We start from the raw sequence: 17,502 nt of genomic DNA, 5'->3' as shown, positions 1-17,502 counted from the left end.
GCTACCACAGGAGGCCTGCCCGCCGGGGCGGGCAGGCACATCCCTTACTTCTTGACCGGGTTGCCTTCGGCGTCGATCACGGTCACTTCGCCCAGCTTCAGCGCGCGCACGGCCGCTTCGGTCTGCTTGAGGTCACCCACCACCACCCAGGTCAGGCCCTGCGGCTTGATCGCGGCGGCGGCCTGCTGCACCTGCGCCGGGGTCATCGCCTCGATCTCGGCCTTGCGGCGCACGACGTAATCGTCCGGACGCTTGAACTGCACGATGCTGCCGATGGTCGAGGCCACCGCAGCGGCGGTCTCATAGGCGCCCGGCAGGCTCAGGGTCTGGATGTTGCGGATGCGGTTGACCTCGGCCTCGGTGGCCGGCTTGCTGCCATCGGCGAACTCGGCGATCTCCTTGCGCATCTCCGCCAGGGCCGGACCGGTCTTGTCGATCTGCACCGGCGCCATCGCCATCCACGGGCGCTGGCCCACGGTGCTGCTGGCGCTGCTGCGGGCACCGTAGGACCAGTGCTTGTCCTCGCGCAGGTTCATGTTCAGGCGCGAGGTGAAGTCGCCGCCGAGCACGCCGTTGGCGATGTCGAAGCGGGTCGAGCCGGTGTCGCTGGACGGCGCCACCACCTGGCCGGCGAACAGGTTGGCCTGCACCGCACCCGGCTGGTCGATGAGGAACACGCGCGGAGCGGTCGGCACGGCCACGGCGGTGCTGGCCTTGATGACCGGCGCATCGCCGCTGGCCTTCCAGTCGCCCAGCTGCTTGTCCAGCAGCGGCACGATCTCGGCCAGGGTGGTGTCACCGACCACGATCAGGGTGCCGTCCTGCGGGCGCAGCCAATCGCGGTGGAAGTCGACCAGGTCTTCGCGGCCCAGGCTGGTGATCGCCGCTTCGTCACCGCTGCCGGTGAACGGAATGGCGTACGGGTGGCCCTTGCCGTACAGCAGCGGCGGCAGCACGCGCATGGCCACCGCGTTCGGGTTGACCTTCTCCTGCTTGATGCCGGCGATCCACGAGGCCTTGACCCGGTCGATCTCGCCCTGCTCGAAGCGCGGCTCGCGCAGCAGGTCGCGGTACAGCGCCAGCGACGGCACCAGATTCTCCTTCAGCGCAGACAGGTCGACGGTCACCGAATCCAGGCCGGCGCCCGCGTCCAGGCTGGCGCCCAGCGCGTCGGCCGCATCGGCGAAGGCCAGCGAACCCAGCTTGCCGGCACCTTCGGTCATCAGGTTCATGGTGAAGTTGGCGGTGCCCGGCTTGCGGCCCTGGTCGGCGGTGAAGCCGCCCGGGAACTGGTAGCTGAACTGCACCACCGGAATCTCGTGGCGCTCGGCCAGCACCACGGTGGTGCCGTTCTTCAGGGTGGCGCGCTGCAGCGCCGGGAACTTCAGCTGCGGGAACTCGCGGGTCTGCGGCACGCCGGCCTTGCGGTCGACCTGTTCCGGCAGGGTGCTGTACTTGCTGTCCACGGCCGGCACGTTGAACGGCTTCGGCGTGGCCGAGGCTTCTTCCTGCAGCGCGACGCGCTCACCCGGCTCGACCACCAGGGTGTGGCTGCCCTTGTCCAGCCACTGCGCGCCCACTCGCTTGAGGTCGGCGGCGGTGGCCTTGTCGATGTTGGCCAGCGAGGTGCGGAAGCAGCCTGGGTCGCCGGTGTAGACCGCGCACTCGGCCAGCGCGTCGGCCTTGCCGCCGAAGCCACCGATGCGCTCGATGCCCCGGATGAAGCCGGCGCGGAAGCCGGTCTTGGCGCGCGACAGCTCGTCGGCGGTCGGGCCGTCCTTCAGCAGGCGCTCGATCTCCTCGTCGATGATCTTCTCGACCTGGGCCGGGTCCTGGCCCTGCTTCACGGTCGCCATGACCATGAAGTTGGAGCCCAGCTGCGAGCCGTAGGCACCGGCGCTGATGTTGTCCACCAGCTTGTCCTGGTGCTGCAGGCGCTGGCTCAGGCGCGAGGACTTGGCGCCACCGAGGATCTGCCCCAGCAGCTGCAGCTGGTCGATGTCGGTGGTGCCGACCTGGGCCACGTTCCAGGCGCGGTAGATGCGCGCCTGCGGCACCTTGTCGTTCATTACTTCACGGGTGTCGGCATCGCGCTTGGCGACGTCCACCTTCGGCTGCGCCATGGTCGGGCCGGCCGGGATGCTGCCGAAGTACTTGGCGGCCTTTTCCTTGGCGGTGGCCAGGTCGATGTCGCCGGCCAGCACCAGCACCGCGTTGTTGGGGCCGTACCAGGTACGGAACCAGGTCTTGACGTCATCCAGCGAGGCAGCGTTGAGGTCGTTCATCGAACCGATGACGCTGTGGTGGTACGGGTGGCCGACCGGGTACAGCGAACGGTTGATCTTCTCCCACACCTGGCCATAGGGCTGGTTCTCGCCTTGGCGCTTCTCGTTCTGCACCACGCCGCGCTGCTCATCCAGCGCCGCCTGGTCGATCGCACCGACGAGGTGGCCCATGCGGTCCGATTCCATCCACAGCGCCATGTCCAGCGCGGTGGTCGGCACGTTCTCGAAGTAGTTGGTGCGGTCGGTGTTGGTGGTGCCGTTCTGGCCCGTGGCACCGACCTGCTTGAAGGGCTCGAAGTACTCGCCGTCGTGGTTCTCGCTGCTCTGGAACATCAGGTGTTCGAACAGGTGCGCGAAACCGGTACGGCCGGCCGGCTCGTCCTTGCTGCCCACGTGGTACCAGATGTTGACCGCCACGATCGGCGCCTTGCGGTCGGTATGCACGATCACGCGCAGGCCGTTGGGCAGGGTGAACTGCTCGAACGGGATATCGACCTTGGTGGCGGCGGCCGGCTTGGCCGCCAGTGCGGCGGTCGGCGCAAGCGTGCCGAGGGCACTACTGAGGGCGACGGCCAGCAGCGCGGTGCGCGGGCGCAGGGCGAGAGACATTTCCGGATCCTTGGTCACGTTGGTGAATCGCGATCCTAGCGCGCGGGCGCGGGGGCCGGTATCCGCCACCAGTCACTGGGGGTGTTTGCCGCCGAGCGCCTCCCGGGCCCGCTTCGGGGCGGTCACGGGCCGCCCGGTTCATCGTCCGGACAGTGTCCACCGCCGTTCGATCGGACAGGTGTCCGCCCTGCGGACACTCTTCGTCCGCCTCAAAACCCTTTCAAATCAATTGCCTGTAGTTGGCACGGGGATTGCTCTGTAGTTCCCGTGCCAGGAAGGGCTTCAGATAAAAAATGACTGGATGCTGAACAAAAGCAGGAAATTGAAGATTTTCCTTGCATGCCCATAATTGGTGTTCTACCTTACTACCACACCACCGCTCACCAACACTAAACAGGCCCCGTCATGAACACCAAGACCATTGCCATCGCCATCGCCCTGATTGCCGGCACCGCGGTTGTTTCGTCGGTGCAGGCCTCCGAATCCATCAAGACCCTGTCCACCGTGCAGGTCCGCCCGGCCGCCGACCAGCTGGCCCAGCAGGCCTGGGAACAGGCCAGCGGCATCGTCACCCTCGCCACCGTGGAAGTGCGCCCCAGCGCCGACCAGCTGGCCGAGCGCGACGGATTCATCGCCGCCCCGGTCGCCGCTGCCCTGCCGATCACCACCTTGGCCGCCGTCGAAGTGCGCCCGAGCCTGGAACAGCGCGTGGCCCTGGCCGCCGAGCTGGAAGCCCAGCGCTACGCCGCCACCTTGGCCGCCGCCGCCACCAGCGTCGCCAACCAGGTCATCACCAACCTGCCGGCCCTGCAGGTGCGCCCGAGTTCTGCCGATCTGCAGGCCCTGGCCACCGAAACCGCCCAGGTCCTGCTGCGCCCGTAAGCGGCGTCCGCCCTGCCCCGCGCAGGGCGTGCGCCGTAATGGCGGCATCGGTCGCAGGTACACTGCAGCGATGAATGCCGCGCCCCTGTTCCACGTGATCCTGTTCCAACCGGAAATTCCGCCCAACACGGGCAATGTGATCCGGCTCTGCGCCAACACCGGCGCGCAGCTGCACCTGGTCGAACCGCTCGGGTTCGCACTGGAAGACAAGCAGCTCAAGCGCGCCGGGCTGGACTACCACGAGTATTCGCGCCTGCAGGTGCACCCCGACCTGGACACCGCGCTGGCGCGCATCGCGCCCAAGCGGCTGTTCGCCCTGAGTACCCGGGCCAGCGTGCGCTATGACAGCGTGGCGTTCGAAGAAGGCGATGCCTTCCTGTTCGGGCCGGAAAGCCGTGGCCTGCCGCAGGACCTGCTCGATGCCCTGCCCGAAGGCCGCCGCCTGCGCCTGCCGATGCGCCCGGACAACCGCAGCCTCAATCTGTCCAACACCGTGGCCGTGGTGATGTACGAGGCCTGGCGCCAGCACGGGTTTGCCGGCGGCGCGTGAAAGGAACCAGCCGAGCATGGGCTCGGCTCTACACGTACGCTCCTGTAGAGCCGAGCCCGCGCTCGGCTCCCCCGTATCGCGCCAGGAAACCGGAGACCGTCAGAACGCGCTGATCCCGGTCAGCTCCCGGCCGATCACCAGCTGGTGCACGGTCTCGGTGCCTTCATAGGTGATCACCGATTCCAGGTTCAGCGCATGCCGGATCGCCACGTGCTCGGTGGTGATGCCCGCGCCGCCGAGCAGGTCGCGGCATTCGCGGGCGATATCGATCGCCATGCGGCAGTTGTTCCACTTGGCCAGGCTGACCTGCTGCGGCTGCAGCTGTCCGGCTTCCTTCAGGCGGCCCAGCTGCAGGGCCAGCAGCTGTGCGGTGGTGATGCGGCGGGCCATCTCGGCCAGCTTGATCTGCGCGCTCTGGGTGGCGGCCAGCGGGCGGCCGAACAGCACGCGTTCCTTGGCATAGCCCAGCGCCTCATCGAGGCAGGCGATGGCCGAACCGATCGGGCCCCAGCTGATGCCGAAGCGGGCCTGGGTCAGGCAGCCCAGCGGGCCCTTCAGCCCCTTCACGTTCGGCAGGCGGTGGCTGTCGGGCACGCGCACGTCATCGAAGTACAGCGCACCGGTCAGCGAGGCGCGCAGGCTCATCTTGTGCTTGATCTCCTGCGTGGTGAAACCGGCCATGCCCTTTTCCAGCACGAAGCCCTGAATGCCGTCCTCGGTCTGCGCCCAGACGATGGCCAGGTCGGCCACCGGGCCGCTGGTGATCCACATCTTGCTGCCGTTGATGCGCCAGTCGCTGCCGTCGCGCACCGCGCGGGTCTTCATGCTGGCCGGGTCGGAGCCGCCGTGCGCCTCGGTCAGGCCGAAGCAGCCGATCAGTTCGCCGCGGGCCATCGCCGGCAGCCACTGGCGGCGCTGTTCCTCGCTGCCGTAGGCGTAGATGGGGTACATGCACAGCGAGCTCTGCACCGACACGAAGCTGCGCAGGCCCGAATCGCCACGCTCCAGCTCCTGGCAGATCAGGCCGTAGCTGACCGCACCGAGGTCGCCGCCACCGTATTCGGCCGGCAGGGTCGCGCCGAGCAGGCCGAGTGCGGCCACTTCCGGCACCAGCTCCTCGGGGAAGCGGGCCTGGTCGAAGGCATCGCCGATGATCGGCAGCACACGCTCATTGGTGAACCGGGCCACGCTGTCCTGCACCGCGCGCTCTTCCTCGCTGAGCAGGGAACGGACATCGAACAGATCGTACGGATGCAAAGCCATGGCACTCACGCGCAGTCAGGACCGGGCCATTGTCGGTCATTCGGGGCCGGGACATTACGCTGCGCTGCAGCAATCGTGCGGTGAACGGCGTCTATCTAGCTCGATCACGCGCGGCCCGGTACCCTGACACATTCAAACAACCGTTTCGCTCGTGGCCGCACGCGCGATTCCCAGGCACCGCCGGTGGCCCCGATGCCGGCCCTACCCACGAGTCATGCAATCGATGAGCGCTGAAGCCAACGCCCTGCCCCCGCGTGAAGTAATGGAATTCGACGTGGTGATCGTCGGTGCCGGCCCGGCCGGCCTGGCCACCGCGATCCGCCTGCGCCAGCGCGCGGTGGAAGCCGGCCGCGAGTTGTCGGTGTGCGTGCTGGAAAAGGGCTCCGAACCCGGCGCGCACGTGCTGTCCGGCGCGGTGATGGACCCGCGCGCCCTGACCGAGCTGTTCCCGGACTGGGCCGAGCGCGGCGCACCGCTGAAGCAGAAGGTCACCCGCGACGAGTTCCTGTTCCTCAGCGAGACCGGCGCGCGCAGCACGCCCAACGCGCTGCTGCCGGAGTGCTTCCACAACGAAGGCAACTACATCATCAGCCTGGGTGAAGTGACCCGCTGGCTGGCGCAGCAGGCCGAAGCACTGGAAGTGGCGATCTTCCCCGGCTTCGCCGCCGCCGAGGTGCTGTACGGCGACAACGGTGAAGTGGTCGGCGTGGCCACCGGCGACATGGGCATCGAGAAGGACGGAAGCATCGGCCCCGCCTTCGAGCGTGGCATGGCCCTGCATGCCAAGTACACGATCTTCGGCGAAGGCGCGCGCGGCCACCTCGGTCGCCAGCTGATCGCCCGCTACAAGCTGGATGAAGGCAAGGACCCACAGGCCTACGGCATCGGCATCAAGGAGCTGTGGCAGATCGACCCGGCCAAGCACGAGCCGGGCTTGGTGGTGCACGCCGCCGGCTGGCCGCTGGACAACGACACCTACGGCGGCGCGTTCCTGTACCACGCCGACGGCGGCAAGGTCGCCATCGGCTACGTGGTCGGCCTGGACTACAAGAACCCGTGGCTGAGCCCGTTCGAGGAATTCCAGCGCTTCAAGACCCACCCGTCCATCCGCAAGCACCTGGAAGGCGGCACCCGCATCGGCTACGGCGCCCGCGCCATCACCGCCGGTGGCCTGATGTCGCTGCCGAAGACGGTGTTCCCCGGTGGCGCGCTGGTCGGCTGCGAGGCCGGCTACCTCAACGTCAGCCGCATCAAGGGCAGCCACGCCGCAATCAAGACCGGCATGCTGTGTGCCGATGCAGCCTTCGATGCACTGGCTGCCGACCGCCAGCACGATGAACTGGACGCCTACCCGAAGGCCTTCGAAGCCAGCTGGCTGTTCACCGAGCTGCAGCAGGCCAAGAACTTCAAGCAGTGGTTCAAGAAGGGCCAGACCGTGGCCACGCTGATGACCGGCATCGAGCAGTGGCTGCTGCCCAAGCTGGGCGTGCGCAACCCGCCGTGGACCCTGCGCCACAGCACGCCGGACCACGCCTGCCTGGAACCGGCGGCCAAGCACACGCGCATCGCCTACCCCAAGCCCGACGGCGTGCTGACCTTCGATCGTCTCAGCTCGGTGTTCCTGAGCAGCACCAACCACGACGAAAACCAGCCCAGCCACCTGACGCTGAAGGACGCCAGCGTGCCGGTGCAGGTGAACCTGGCCGAGTACGCCGGCCCGGAAGCGCGCTACTGCCCGGCCGGTGTCTACGAGTTCGTCGGCGAAGGTGACAGTGCGCGCCTGCAGATCAACGCGCAGAACTGCGTGCACTGCAAGACCTGCGACATCAAGGACCCCACCCAGAACATCGTCTGGGTGACCCCGCAGGGCGGCGGCGGCCCGAACTACTCGGGCATGTGATGGCGCCGGGCTGCGACCGCATGTCGCAGCCCGCTGCCGGCGGCACGCCGTTATCCTGCCCGCCCATGCGCGCCCTTCGACTGCCCCTGCTGCTGACGTTCGCCCTGGTGGCCAGCGCCTGCCAGCGCACGCCATCGGAACCGCTGACGCCCGCACAGGCGCGCCTGCAGGCCCAGCAACAGGCCTTCGAGATCTGCGCCGGTTGCCACACGGTCAAGGCCGGTGGCATCCACCGCTTCGGCCCCAACCTGCACGGGGTGATCGGCCGCCGCGCCGGCAGCCTGCCCGACTACGCCTACTCGGATGGCATGCGCCGCGCCGGCTTCATGTGGAGCGCGCAGACCTTGGACACCTTCCTGCAGTCGCCCACCCACGTGGTGCCGGGCACGCGCATGTACAACGCCTTCCCCAGTGCCGAACGCCGCGCCCTGGTGATCGCCTACCTGCAGGAGCAGGCCTCGCAGTAGCCGGCCACTCAGCCTGCCAGCCGTTGCAGCTGCTGCTGCAGGTGCTGCACGAACTGGCCGACCTGCTGCAGTACCGGCGCCGCATCGGCATCGCTGGCCTGCTGCAGCTGGTGTTCCAGCGCCGCCGCACGCTCTGCCAGGCCACGCGCCCCCACCGACCCCAACGCGCCGCCCATGCGGTGCAGCTGCTGGATCGCACTGGCGCGGTCACCTTCACCCATCGCCCGCTGCAGCTGCGCGATGTCCGCCGCGCTGGCCTGCAGCAGGCTGTCGCGCAGCTGGGTGGCCACCTGCAGTGAGCCGAAGCGCTGCTGCAGGGCCGCCAGGTCTGGCAGTTCCAGCGCGGGCGCATCTTCGCTGGCCCGTACCGGTGCCTCAGCCGTCGGCTCGGCCTCCAGTGCCGCCGCCTGCGGCAGCCAGCGCAGCAAGGCCTGCCGCAGCGTAGCCAGCGACAGCGGCTTGGACAGCACGTCGTCCATTCCGGCATCGCGGCAGCGCCGCGCATCATCGTTGAGTACGCTGGCGGTCAGCGCCAGGATCGGCAGGCGCGGCTGGCCGTTGCGGCTTTCGCGTTCGCGCAGCAGGCGGGCGAAGGCAAAGCCATCCAGCACCGGCATGCGGCAGTCGGTGATCACCAGGTCGAACGTCTCCACCGACAGGCGGTCCAGCGCCTGCTGGCCGTCGTCCACCAGCACATGCGGCACGCCCAGCTGCTGCAAGCGCCAAGCCATCATCGCCTGGTTGGTGGGATGGTCCTCCACCACCAGCACGCGGGCCTCGCGCAGCGCCGGCGGCAGCAGCGCGGTCTGTTCCTGCTCGGACAGCAGCGCCTGCACGTCATCGGCACGCGCCTCCACCAGCGACAGCAGCACCTCCACCCGCGTGCCTTGGCCCAGCACGCTGTGCAGGGAAATCTCGCCGCCCATTTTCTGCACCAGCCGGTGGCAGATGCTCAGGCCAAGGCCGGTACCGCCGTGCTCGCGATGGATGTGTGCGCCGGCCTGCGCAAACGGTGCGAACAGGTGCGGAATTTGCTCGTCCGCGATGCCGATGCCGGTGTCCGAGACGGTCAACCGCAGCGGCTGGCTGCCCTCTTCGGTGGTGGCACCGAGCACATCCACCTGCAGGCGCACGCTGCCCTGCGCGGTGAACTTGATGGCGTTGCTGAGCAGGTTGAAGATGATCTGCCGTACGCGCACGCCATCGACCTCATGCGCCTGCGCCAGCCGCGGATCGATCTCCACCTGCAGGTCCAGACCACGCGCGGTGGCCTGCGCCGACAGCAGCCGGCACACGCTTTCCAACAGCGGCCGCAGCGGCATGGGCACCGGTGCCAGGCGCAGCGCACCGGCTTCCATGCGCGAGTAATCGAGGATGTCATCAAGGATCTGCCGCAGCATCTGCGCGGAATCCTCGATCACGCCGATGATGCGCTGCTGCTCCTGGTCCAGCGGCGAATGCGAGAGCACTTCCAGCATGCCCAGCACGCTGCTCATCGGCGTGCGGATCTCATGGCTCATGGTGGCCAGGAAGCGCGACTTGGCTTCCACCGCCTGCTCGGCCTCGACCTTGGCCGTGGCCAGCGCATCGGCCTGCGCGCGCGCTTCGCTCACATCCACCCAGTAGCCGCTCCAGGTCACCGCACCGGCCTCGGCCGAATACGGGTGCGCCTGGGTGCGCACCCAGCGCGCGTTGCCATCCTCGGTGCGCACGCGGAACTCGAACGACAGCGGCGCGAAGCTGCGCGCGGCCAGGGCGGTGCCACGCACGATGAGCACGCGATCCTCCGCGTCGATACGCTGCAGCAGCGCATCGGCATCGTCCATTGCCTGCTGCGGCGAGATGCCGAACAGGGCCTGCACGTCACCGGCGATGAAGGGGAAACTGAGTGCGCCATCGGCGGCACGACGGGCCTGGTAGACGATGGCCGGCAGGTTGTCGGTAACATCGGCCAGGCGCTGCTCCACATGCCTGCGCCCGGCCACCTCACGGCGCAGGCGCCAGTAACCCAGTGCATACACGAACAGCGCGGTCAGCAGGATCATCAACAGCGGGATGCCCCAGCGCCGCAGGGTGCTCCACTGCACGCCGTGGTGGTATTCGGTGGCCAGCCAATCGTCGCGCAGGGCCTCGCGCTCGCGCGGCGTCATCTGCAGCAGCAGGCGGTCGAAGGTGGTGGCCAGCGCGGCATAGCGGGCATCCACGGCCAGCGCAAGCTCGTCATTGAAACTGGCCGGTGCGGCAATCTGAAGCTGGCCCGGAAAACGGGAGCGCATCAGCTGGTCGACCAGGGCCAGATTGCCTACGTAGGCATCGGCATCGCCATCGGCCAGCCTCTGCAGGGCCTGTTCGCCACTGCGGGCTGGAATGATGCGGGCCTCCGGCGCCTGCTGCAGTACATGGCCGCGTAACCGCTCCGGGTCGGACAGCAGCACGCGCTTGCCCTGCAGATCGGCCAGGCCAAGCAGCACCGGGCTGCCCTGGGCGGTGATGATGACGTTGGGAACGCTGATGAAGGGCTGGCTGAAGATCCAGTTGGGCCCCAGGTAACGAGAATCCAGCGGAATGCCGATGATCGCCTGCAGTTCGCCACGCCGCGCCTTCTCGCGGACCTCGAACCAGTCATGGCTGGGTTCGATCCGCAACGTGGCCCCGGCCTCCCGCAACCGTTGCAGGTAATCACTGGCCAAGCCGCTGGGTCGGCCATCCGGCCCGGTAAAGGACAGCGGCGCAGCGTTGGGTGCAAAGCCGACCGTCAGCGCTTCCTGCAGCACCTGCTTCTCGGTCTGGCTGAGCGCCAGCCGTGCCGATGCCGACCACTGCAGGGAGGGTAACCAGTGCTTCGCCAGCGCATCACGTTGCGCCTGGCTGCTGGCGGCCAGCGCCACGTCGAGCGCTTCCGCCAATGGCTGCCTGCTGTTGGGCACGCCGAAGTGCAGGCGTTCGGGCGGCAGATCGCTGGGGCGCAGCAGCGTGACACCCTGGATCTTCTGCCTGGCAATAAGTTCGGTGGCTACGTAGGCATTGCCGATGAAGACATCAGCTTTGTCGTCTCTGACCATTTCCAACGCCGTCAGCGTGTCATTTGCGACAAGCTGTCGAGCGCGAGGAAAACGCGCACGCACCTGCGGCGCGGTCATGAAATCCTGCTCGATGACCACGCGCAGACCGTCAAGATCCGGCGCTTCGGAGGCACGCAGATCCCCCGGCCGCCCGACCATGGCCAGCGGCGCTTCTACGTAGGCGCGGGTGAAGACCATGCAGCGGTCACGCTCTGGATTGAGCGCGATGTTCATCACCACGTCGATCTCGCCGCGACATGCGGCGTCCAGCACCGCGTTCCAGTCCGGGTAACGACGGAACTGCACCTTCACACCCAGTTGACGAGCCAGAAGCGACAGGTACTCTGGGCCCAAGCCCACCGGCTGACCCTGCTCGAGCGCCTCGAACGGTGGCCAACCACTGTCATACTGGCCGGCAACGATGACCGGATGCGCGGCCAGGAACTGGCGCTGCGGGACGGTCAACGGCAGGGGTCCCGGTTCGGCCTGCGCCAGCACGGACAGGCCCATCAGCCCCAGCAAGAGGCCCCATCCACGCACTGCCCGGTTCCGCATCTGCGACGTTCTCCCAGAAACCCGCCTGGTACCGCGCAGCTCGCGGCCGGCACTGCCCGAAAGGCCATACTAGATCATGACCTTGCGCATCATCATCGCAGACGACCATCCCGTAGTACGCATCGGCACCCGTGCCGTGATCGAAGCCAGCGGCGTCGGCCGGGTCGTCGGCGAAGCGGAGAGCGTGCAGGCGCTGATGGCCGTGCTGGCCAGCCAGCCCTGCGACATGCTGGTGACCGACTACTCGATGCCCGGCAGCGCGCAGGCCGATGGCTTCGCGATGATCGGCATGATCCGCCGGCGCTACCCCGACCTGCCGGTGCTGATGCTCAGCGTGTCCAACAACCTGGCCATCCTGCGCATGGTGCTGGACTGCGGCGTGCTCGGCCTGGTCGACAAGAGCTCGTCGATGGAGGAACTGCCGCAGGCCATCCAGACGGTCTATCGCGGCCAGTCCTACATCAGCCGCAGCCTGCGCGAGCGGGTGGAGGAAGCCGGCGGCTGGCGCATGCGTGAAGGGGACGGCAAGCCGCTGTCACCGCGCGAGGTAGAAGTGCTGCGCCTGCTCGGCACCGGGATGACGGTCAAGGAAATCTCCCTGCAGCTGCACAAGAGCGTCAGCACCATCAGCCGGCAGAAGGGCGATGCGATGCTCAAGCTGGGCCTGAAGGGTGACGCCGAACTGTTCGACTACCTGCGTGACGGGAAAATTTGAGAACTGGTTCGCAGTTTCACGGGGTTGCTCACGCCTTCACGTCTGCCTCCCCTGTGATCGCCGTCGCGGCTGTGCCATGATCCGCCGCGATGGGCTCTCCCATGCGAGGTCGAAGGAATCGACCGGCTCATCGCTACATCGTGCTGCCCCTTCGAGGGTGGCCGGTTTTCTGCGTTGGCCGTCTTGCCCAGCGCCCGCACACCATGGAGAGGCGCATGATCCATTCCCCCACCGTCTGCCTGGCACCGGCCCGTACGCGATTGCGTCTGGCATTGGCTGGTCTTGCCGTTTCGCTGCTGGCCAGCGCATGCACCCCTTCTACCTCGACCGCGTCACCGCAGGGCGCCGACGCGCCACGACAGGAAGTTGCCCCGATGCAGAGCTCCGCTACCGCCGCCGCGACCCCCGCGGCCGTTGCCACGCCGCCCGATGCCGGCAGCGTGCTGTACTTCATCTACCAGGTGGACGGCGATGGCGCCGTCTCCTACGAAGTGGCCAACGGCAGCGTGGCCACCTTCTGGTTCGGCCACACCTATGAAGTGGCCGGCACCCGCTACTACACCGGCTTTGCCTGGAACACCCCGCAGAAGTTCGGCAAGGCCGGCGAAGACGAGGCCGGCCCGGACAGCCGCGTCACCCTCTCCGAAGCCACCTTCACCCTGACCGGCGACAAGCCGGACCGCCCGTGGGTGTTCAAGGGCGCTGAACCGTGGATCGGCGCGATCGGTGCCTACGGCAGCGCGCCGGACGTGGACAGCAAGCGCGCGCCGGTGGAACACCGCACGGCGTCGGGCAAGCTGGTGCTGGCCGTGCCGACCCGCGCCTTCAGCAGCGGCGTCAGCGTGGAAAGCTACGAGATCCTGTTGTTCAACCCGGACTACGAGAAATCCGAGGATGGCCAGGTCTGGGCCAGCGCCGGCACCGTGATCACCGGCGAGGACAATTCGGCGGCCTGCGACGATGGTGCAGTGATGCCCTGCGTCAGCAGCCAGGGCACGCTGGCTTTCGAGGCCGTGCCGGGCAGCGATCTGCCGGCCATCCGCGTGAGCGAAACCGGCACCACCATCGCCGCCCCGGGCCAGACCCGTGCGCTGGGTGCCGCCGACGCGCGCCAGTACCGCTATGACGCCGCCCGCAAGGCCTACGTCGCAAAGTAAGCACACATCGCAGTACCTGTTGACCGACATGTTGATGACTCAAGGATGAGTCCGGTTGGCGAAACGCGGCCCAGGCCGCTCCATCAACCCCAGAGGAAAACGTCATGGCACAGCGTGACTACAGCAAACAGGAAGTTCTCGACATCATCGAACAGGTCGCCCAGCGCAAGGGGATTTCCAGCGAGGATTTCCTGCGCTTCGCCCATATCGAGACCGGCGGGCAGTTCGACGAACGCGCGCACAACAGCCGCACCGACGCCAAGGGCCTGTTCCAGTTCCTGCCGTCCTCCGCGCGCCAGTACGGCCTGACCGGCCACGAGTACGACCCGACCCGCAACACCGAAGCGGCGGCGGACATGTTCCAGCGCAACCTGGCCGACATGCAGAAGCGCCATGAGCGCACCGGTCACCCGTACCTGTCCGGCGAAGCCTCGCCGACCGGCCTGGATCTGTATCTGGCACACCAGCAGGGTGCGGCCGGCTACGGCTCGATCCAGACCGCCATCGCCACCGGCACCTTCGGCGTGGTGCGTGATGGCCACGGCGATGTGATCAACATGCGGCCGCGGATCATGGGCCAGATCGGCAGTGACATCCAGGCGCTGACCGGCCACACGCGTGCGGAAATGAGCACGATGAACGACAGGGACCTGGCCAGCACGTTCGCCCAGTACTACGACCGCAAGTACGACGGCATCAGCATTCCGGAAAAGAACATCGCGCCGATCAGCGCCGATGCACCGGTACGCAGCGCCCCGGTGCAGGCACCGGCCGGCCCGACACAGACGGTGCCGGCACCGACCGCCGCCACCGTGGCCGCACCCGTGGCCGCCAACCAGGACAAGCCGGGCATCAGCCTCAGCGCCGCCTACGAGGCCGGCGTGAAGTACGACGACGTGAAGTACGCCATCAACATCCCGTCCAGCCAGTACTACCGTGGCAACGGCATCACCGGCAAGAACGTCGACCAGGGCTACGTGGACTGCTCCGGCTGGGTCGGCACGATGCTCAACAAGACCCAGGACGAGATCAACCAGAAGGCCGGCCACGCCGTCTACGGTGATGCGGACCGCATCAAGCTGGGCTTCGCCGGCTCCGGCGGCATCGTGCAGCAGGCCTACAAGGATTCGGGCGTGCTGCTGCAGCGCGACGACATCCTCAAGCCGGGTGCGCTGAAGGAAGGCATGGTGATCGGCCTGGATACGGCCAAGACCAAGCACGAGCACTGGAACGGCATCGACCACATCGTGATGGTGGTGCGCGATCCCAACACCGACAAGCTGCTGATCAGCCAGTCCACCGGCAAGCAGGGCGTGCACACCATGCCGGTGGAGGACTACCTGAAGCAGGTGCAGAACCACCCGAACTGGAAGCTGTTCGCCTCCGATCCGCTGCACAAGGCGCGTGACCTGCTGGAGACCCATACCCAGACGCAGCAGCAGGGCCAGCGCAAGGACGCGCCGGCACAGGCCACCGCGGCCGCACCGCAGCCCGCACGCAACGAGATCCATCGCCAGGGCGACCACAGCGAAGGCGTGCGCAAGGTGCAGGAGAATCTCGGCCACCTGGGCTATGTCGGTGCCGACGGCAAGCCGCTGTTCGAGGACGGCAAGTTCGGCCGCAACACCGAAGCGGCGGTGCGCCAGTTCCAGAAGGACAACGGCCTGGCCGTGGACGGCATCATCGGCCCGAAGACCCAGGGCGCGATGCAGGAAGCACGCGAACGCCCACTGCTGAACGACGAGCGCCACCCGCGCAACCCGATGTACAACCAGGCGGTGAACAGCCTGGAGCAGCTGCCGGCCGGCACCTTCAAGGATCGCCATTCGCTGGAAGCCGCTGCCGCATCGCTGACCCGCCAGTCGCACGAAGCCGGCCTGCAGCGCATTGATTCGGTGGTGCCCAGCACCAACGGCGAGCGCCTTTTCGCCGTGCAGGGCGCGATGAACGACCCGGCCGCGATGCGTGCGGCGGTGGACGTGAAGGCCGCCAGCGAACAGAGCATGGCGTTGAACAGCGGCGCGGTGCAGGGTGCACCGAACGTGCTGCAGCAGGACAGCCAGCAGCACCAGGAGCAGCAGCGCCAGACCCAGCGCGCGATGGGCCACTGATCCAGGCGGGGTCGGATCCCTTTCCGCAGGAAAGGGCTCTGACCCTGTTCCTGTTTTCCTGAAGGAATGATGTCGGCCGCGCGTGCTGCAGCTCCCGTTCAGGCGGATTTTCAGGTGCGCTTCATCGCCCATGACGCTAGATGAATACGCACGCCGCAGGCTGCCCAAGCGCAATGTTCCGACAATGTTGGAAGACCAGTTTGGACAGCACGGCAGCCAGGGCGCCTCCGCCCTCCCTGCCCACCGTGGCAAGCCCCAGACAGGAGAACCGAACATGATCAGTACGTCCGCAATCAGCTTCCGTGGCCTGGCGATGGCCCTTGCCCTGCTGGCCGGCGTCGCGGTGGTCAGCGATGCCAGCGCGATGTCGAGGAAGGACAAGCGCACCGTGGTCGGTGCGGTGGTGGGCGGCGTGGCCGGCCATCTGATCTCCAACGGCGACCCGACCGCGACCGTCGGTGGCGCGGTGGCCGGTGGTGCCATCGGCAACCTGACTACCAAGGACCACCACGATCGCCGCTATGACCGTCGCTACGACAACCGTCGCTACGATCGCGGTTACAACCGGGGTTACAGCCGCGGCTACCACGACCGTGGCCATGACCGCCGCCACTACCACGACCGCGGCCGTCATCGCGGCTGGTAAGCGCGCCGCCGCTTGATGATTCCGGCAACGGGCAGATCCTGGATCTGCCCGTTTTCGTTTGTCCCGCGCAGGTTGCGCCGGCAGCGCCCATGGCGTTGAATGCGCAGCCTTGGTGACTCCTTTCCGGGCAGCGGCTGCGGCATGACTTCTTCCCCCCATCGCGTGCAGGGCCTCAACAACGACGAGGTCGCTGCCGACTGGCCGGCGATCCGCGCCGACGAAGTGGCGTGGCTGTGCACGCAGTACCCGGCACTGGCGGCGGACAGCACGCTGCACTGGCACAGCCCGCGCCCACTGTCGGCGGCGGCGATCGTGCAGGGCGCGATGGGCCGGGTGTTCATCAAGCGCCACCACCACAGCGTGCGCAACGCGGCCTGCCTGCAGGAAGAACACCGTTTCATCGCCCATCTGGCCGCGCATGGCGTGCCGGTGGTGCAGGTGCTGGCCGCCGCTGACGGCGCGACCGCCGTCAAGCACGGGCCGTGGACCTACGAGCTGCACGCGGCCGGCGCCGGCGCGGATCTGTACCGCGATGCGGTGTCGTGGTCGCTGCTGACCGACACCGCGCAGGCGCTGCAGGCCGGGCGGATGCTGGCGCGCCTGCACCAGGCCTCGGCCAGTTTCCACGCGCCCCAGCGCAGCACCCACATCCTGGTGGCGCGCGACGACCTGATCCGCGCCGACGATCCCATCGCCACGCTGCAGGCAGACCTGCCGAACCGGCCCGGCCTGGGGCGCTACCTGGCGCGCATTCCCTGGCAGGCACAGCTGCGCGCGGAGGTGCTGCCCTGGCACGAGGGCCTGCCGGCGCGCCTGCGCGACGAGCCACGGCTGTGGGCGCACAACGACTGGCACGTCTCCAACCTGCTGTGGGATGCCGACAGCGCGGTGGCCACCGTGCTGGATTTCGGCCTGGCCTCGCCCACCAGCGCACTGTTCGACCTGGCCACCGCCATCGAGCGCAACGCCGTGGCCTGGCTGGAACTGGAACGCGGCGACGACGCCGTGCGCATCGACATCGCCCTGGCCCTGCTGCAGGGCTACCGCGAGGTGCTGCCGCTGTCGGCCGGGCGCGTGCAGCTGCTGGCCGACCTGTTGCCGATGGTCCATTTCGACTTCGCACTGTCCGAAGTGGAGTACTTCGAAGGCATCACCGGCTCCACCGCCAATGCCGACGTGGCCTGGCAGCCGTTCATGCTGGGACACCCGGCGTGGTTCCACAGCGAGGCGGGACAAGGGCTGCTGCAGGCGCTGCGCGCGGCGGCGTGAGGGCAGGCAGGGGTCAGAGCCCTTTGCGCAG

The 17,502-nt window shown here is 67.8% G+C and carries 12 protein-coding genes; 9 read left to right on the top strand and 3 right to left on the bottom strand.

Going from position 1 to position 17,502, the window contains the following annotated elements:
• Nucleotides 1-44: 44 nt before the first annotated feature.
• Complete coding sequence (locus tag DCO49_RS15355; RefSeq protein WP_116864766.1) at nucleotides 45-2,894, bottom strand: pitrilysin family protein; 2,850 nt, start codon at nucleotides 2,892-2,894, stop codon at nucleotides 45-47.
• 405 nt (nucleotides 2,895-3,299) lie between these two features.
• On the opposite strand from DCO49_RS15355, the gene DCO49_RS15350 reads away from it, so the two are divergent.
• A complete protein-coding gene (locus tag DCO49_RS15350) occupies nucleotides 3,300-3,776 on the top strand; it encodes a hypothetical protein (protein WP_108767320.1) in 477 nt (158 codons plus the stop codon).
• A 70-nt stretch (nucleotides 3,777-3,846) separates the two neighbouring features.
• Nucleotides 3,847-4,326 carry a tRNA (cytidine(34)-2'-O)-methyltransferase gene (locus DCO49_RS15345; protein ID WP_079224780.1) on the top strand — a complete coding sequence of 160 codons (480 nt, stop codon included), beginning with the start codon at nucleotides 3,847-3,849 and terminating at the stop codon, nucleotides 4,324-4,326.
• Between the two features lie 99 nt (nucleotides 4,327-4,425).
• Here DCO49_RS15345 and DCO49_RS15340 read toward each other — a convergent pair whose 3' ends face one another.
• Nucleotides 4,426-5,589: an acyl-CoA dehydrogenase family protein gene (locus tag DCO49_RS15340; protein ID WP_108767318.1), complete on the bottom strand. Its 1,164-nt coding sequence runs from the start codon at nucleotides 5,587-5,589 to the stop codon at nucleotides 4,426-4,428.
• 223 nt (nucleotides 5,590-5,812) lie between these two features.
• On the opposite strand from DCO49_RS15340, the gene DCO49_RS15335 reads away from it, so the two are divergent.
• Both DCO49_RS15335 and DCO49_RS15330 read left to right on the top strand, forming a co-directional pair.
• Nucleotides 5,813-7,489 carry an electron transfer flavoprotein-ubiquinone oxidoreductase gene (locus DCO49_RS15335; RefSeq protein ID WP_116864765.1) on the top strand — a complete coding sequence of 559 codons (1,677 nt, stop codon included), beginning with the start codon at nucleotides 5,813-5,815 and terminating at the stop codon, nucleotides 7,487-7,489.
• Between the two features lie 65 nt (nucleotides 7,490-7,554).
• On the top strand, nucleotides 7,555-7,956 hold the full coding sequence (locus DCO49_RS15330; protein ID WP_116864764.1) for a c-type cytochrome: 402 nt from the start codon (nucleotides 7,555-7,557) through the stop codon (nucleotides 7,954-7,956).
• 8 nt (nucleotides 7,957-7,964) lie between these two features.
• Here DCO49_RS15330 and DCO49_RS15325 read toward each other — a convergent pair whose 3' ends face one another.
• Nucleotides 7,965-11,573: a transporter substrate-binding domain-containing protein gene (locus DCO49_RS15325; RefSeq protein WP_116864763.1), complete on the bottom strand. Its 3,609-nt coding sequence runs from the start codon at nucleotides 11,571-11,573 to the stop codon at nucleotides 7,965-7,967.
• 76 nt (nucleotides 11,574-11,649) lie between these two features.
• Between DCO49_RS15325 and DCO49_RS15320 the strand changes: the two genes are divergently transcribed.
• From DCO49_RS15320 to DCO49_RS15300, 5 genes are all read left to right on the top strand, one after another.
• On the top strand, nucleotides 11,650-12,288 hold the full coding sequence (locus DCO49_RS15320) for a response regulator transcription factor (RefSeq protein WP_116864762.1): 639 nt from the start codon (nucleotides 11,650-11,652) through the stop codon (nucleotides 12,286-12,288).
• Nucleotides 12,289-12,662: 374 nt separating this feature from the next.
• Nucleotides 12,663-13,445 (top strand): hypothetical protein, encoded by a 783-nt coding sequence (locus DCO49_RS15315; RefSeq protein WP_116864761.1) that lies wholly within the window; start codon nucleotides 12,663-12,665, stop codon nucleotides 13,443-13,445.
• A gap of 104 nt (nucleotides 13,446-13,549) precedes the next feature.
• On the top strand, nucleotides 13,550-15,556 hold the full coding sequence (locus DCO49_RS15310) for an XVIPCD domain-containing protein (RefSeq protein ID WP_116864760.1): 2,007 nt from the start codon (nucleotides 13,550-13,552) through the stop codon (nucleotides 15,554-15,556).
• Nucleotides 15,557-15,830: 274 nt separating this feature from the next.
• Nucleotides 15,831-16,202 (top strand): glycine zipper 2TM domain-containing protein, encoded by a 372-nt coding sequence (locus tag DCO49_RS15305; RefSeq protein WP_079224772.1) that lies wholly within the window; start codon nucleotides 15,831-15,833, stop codon nucleotides 16,200-16,202.
• A gap of 141 nt (nucleotides 16,203-16,343) precedes the next feature.
• Nucleotides 16,344-17,471, top strand: a complete 1,128-nt coding sequence (locus DCO49_RS15300; RefSeq protein WP_116864767.1) for a phosphotransferase — start codon at nucleotides 16,344-16,346, stop codon at nucleotides 17,469-17,471.
• The last annotated feature ends 31 nt before the right edge of the window (nucleotides 17,472-17,502 follow it).

Source organism: Stenotrophomonas sp. SPM, assembly GCF_003105135.1.
Classification (GTDB): domain Bacteria; phylum Pseudomonadota; class Gammaproteobacteria; order Xanthomonadales; family Xanthomonadaceae; genus Stenotrophomonas.
This window is presented reverse-complemented; position numbering and strand designations above follow the sequence as displayed.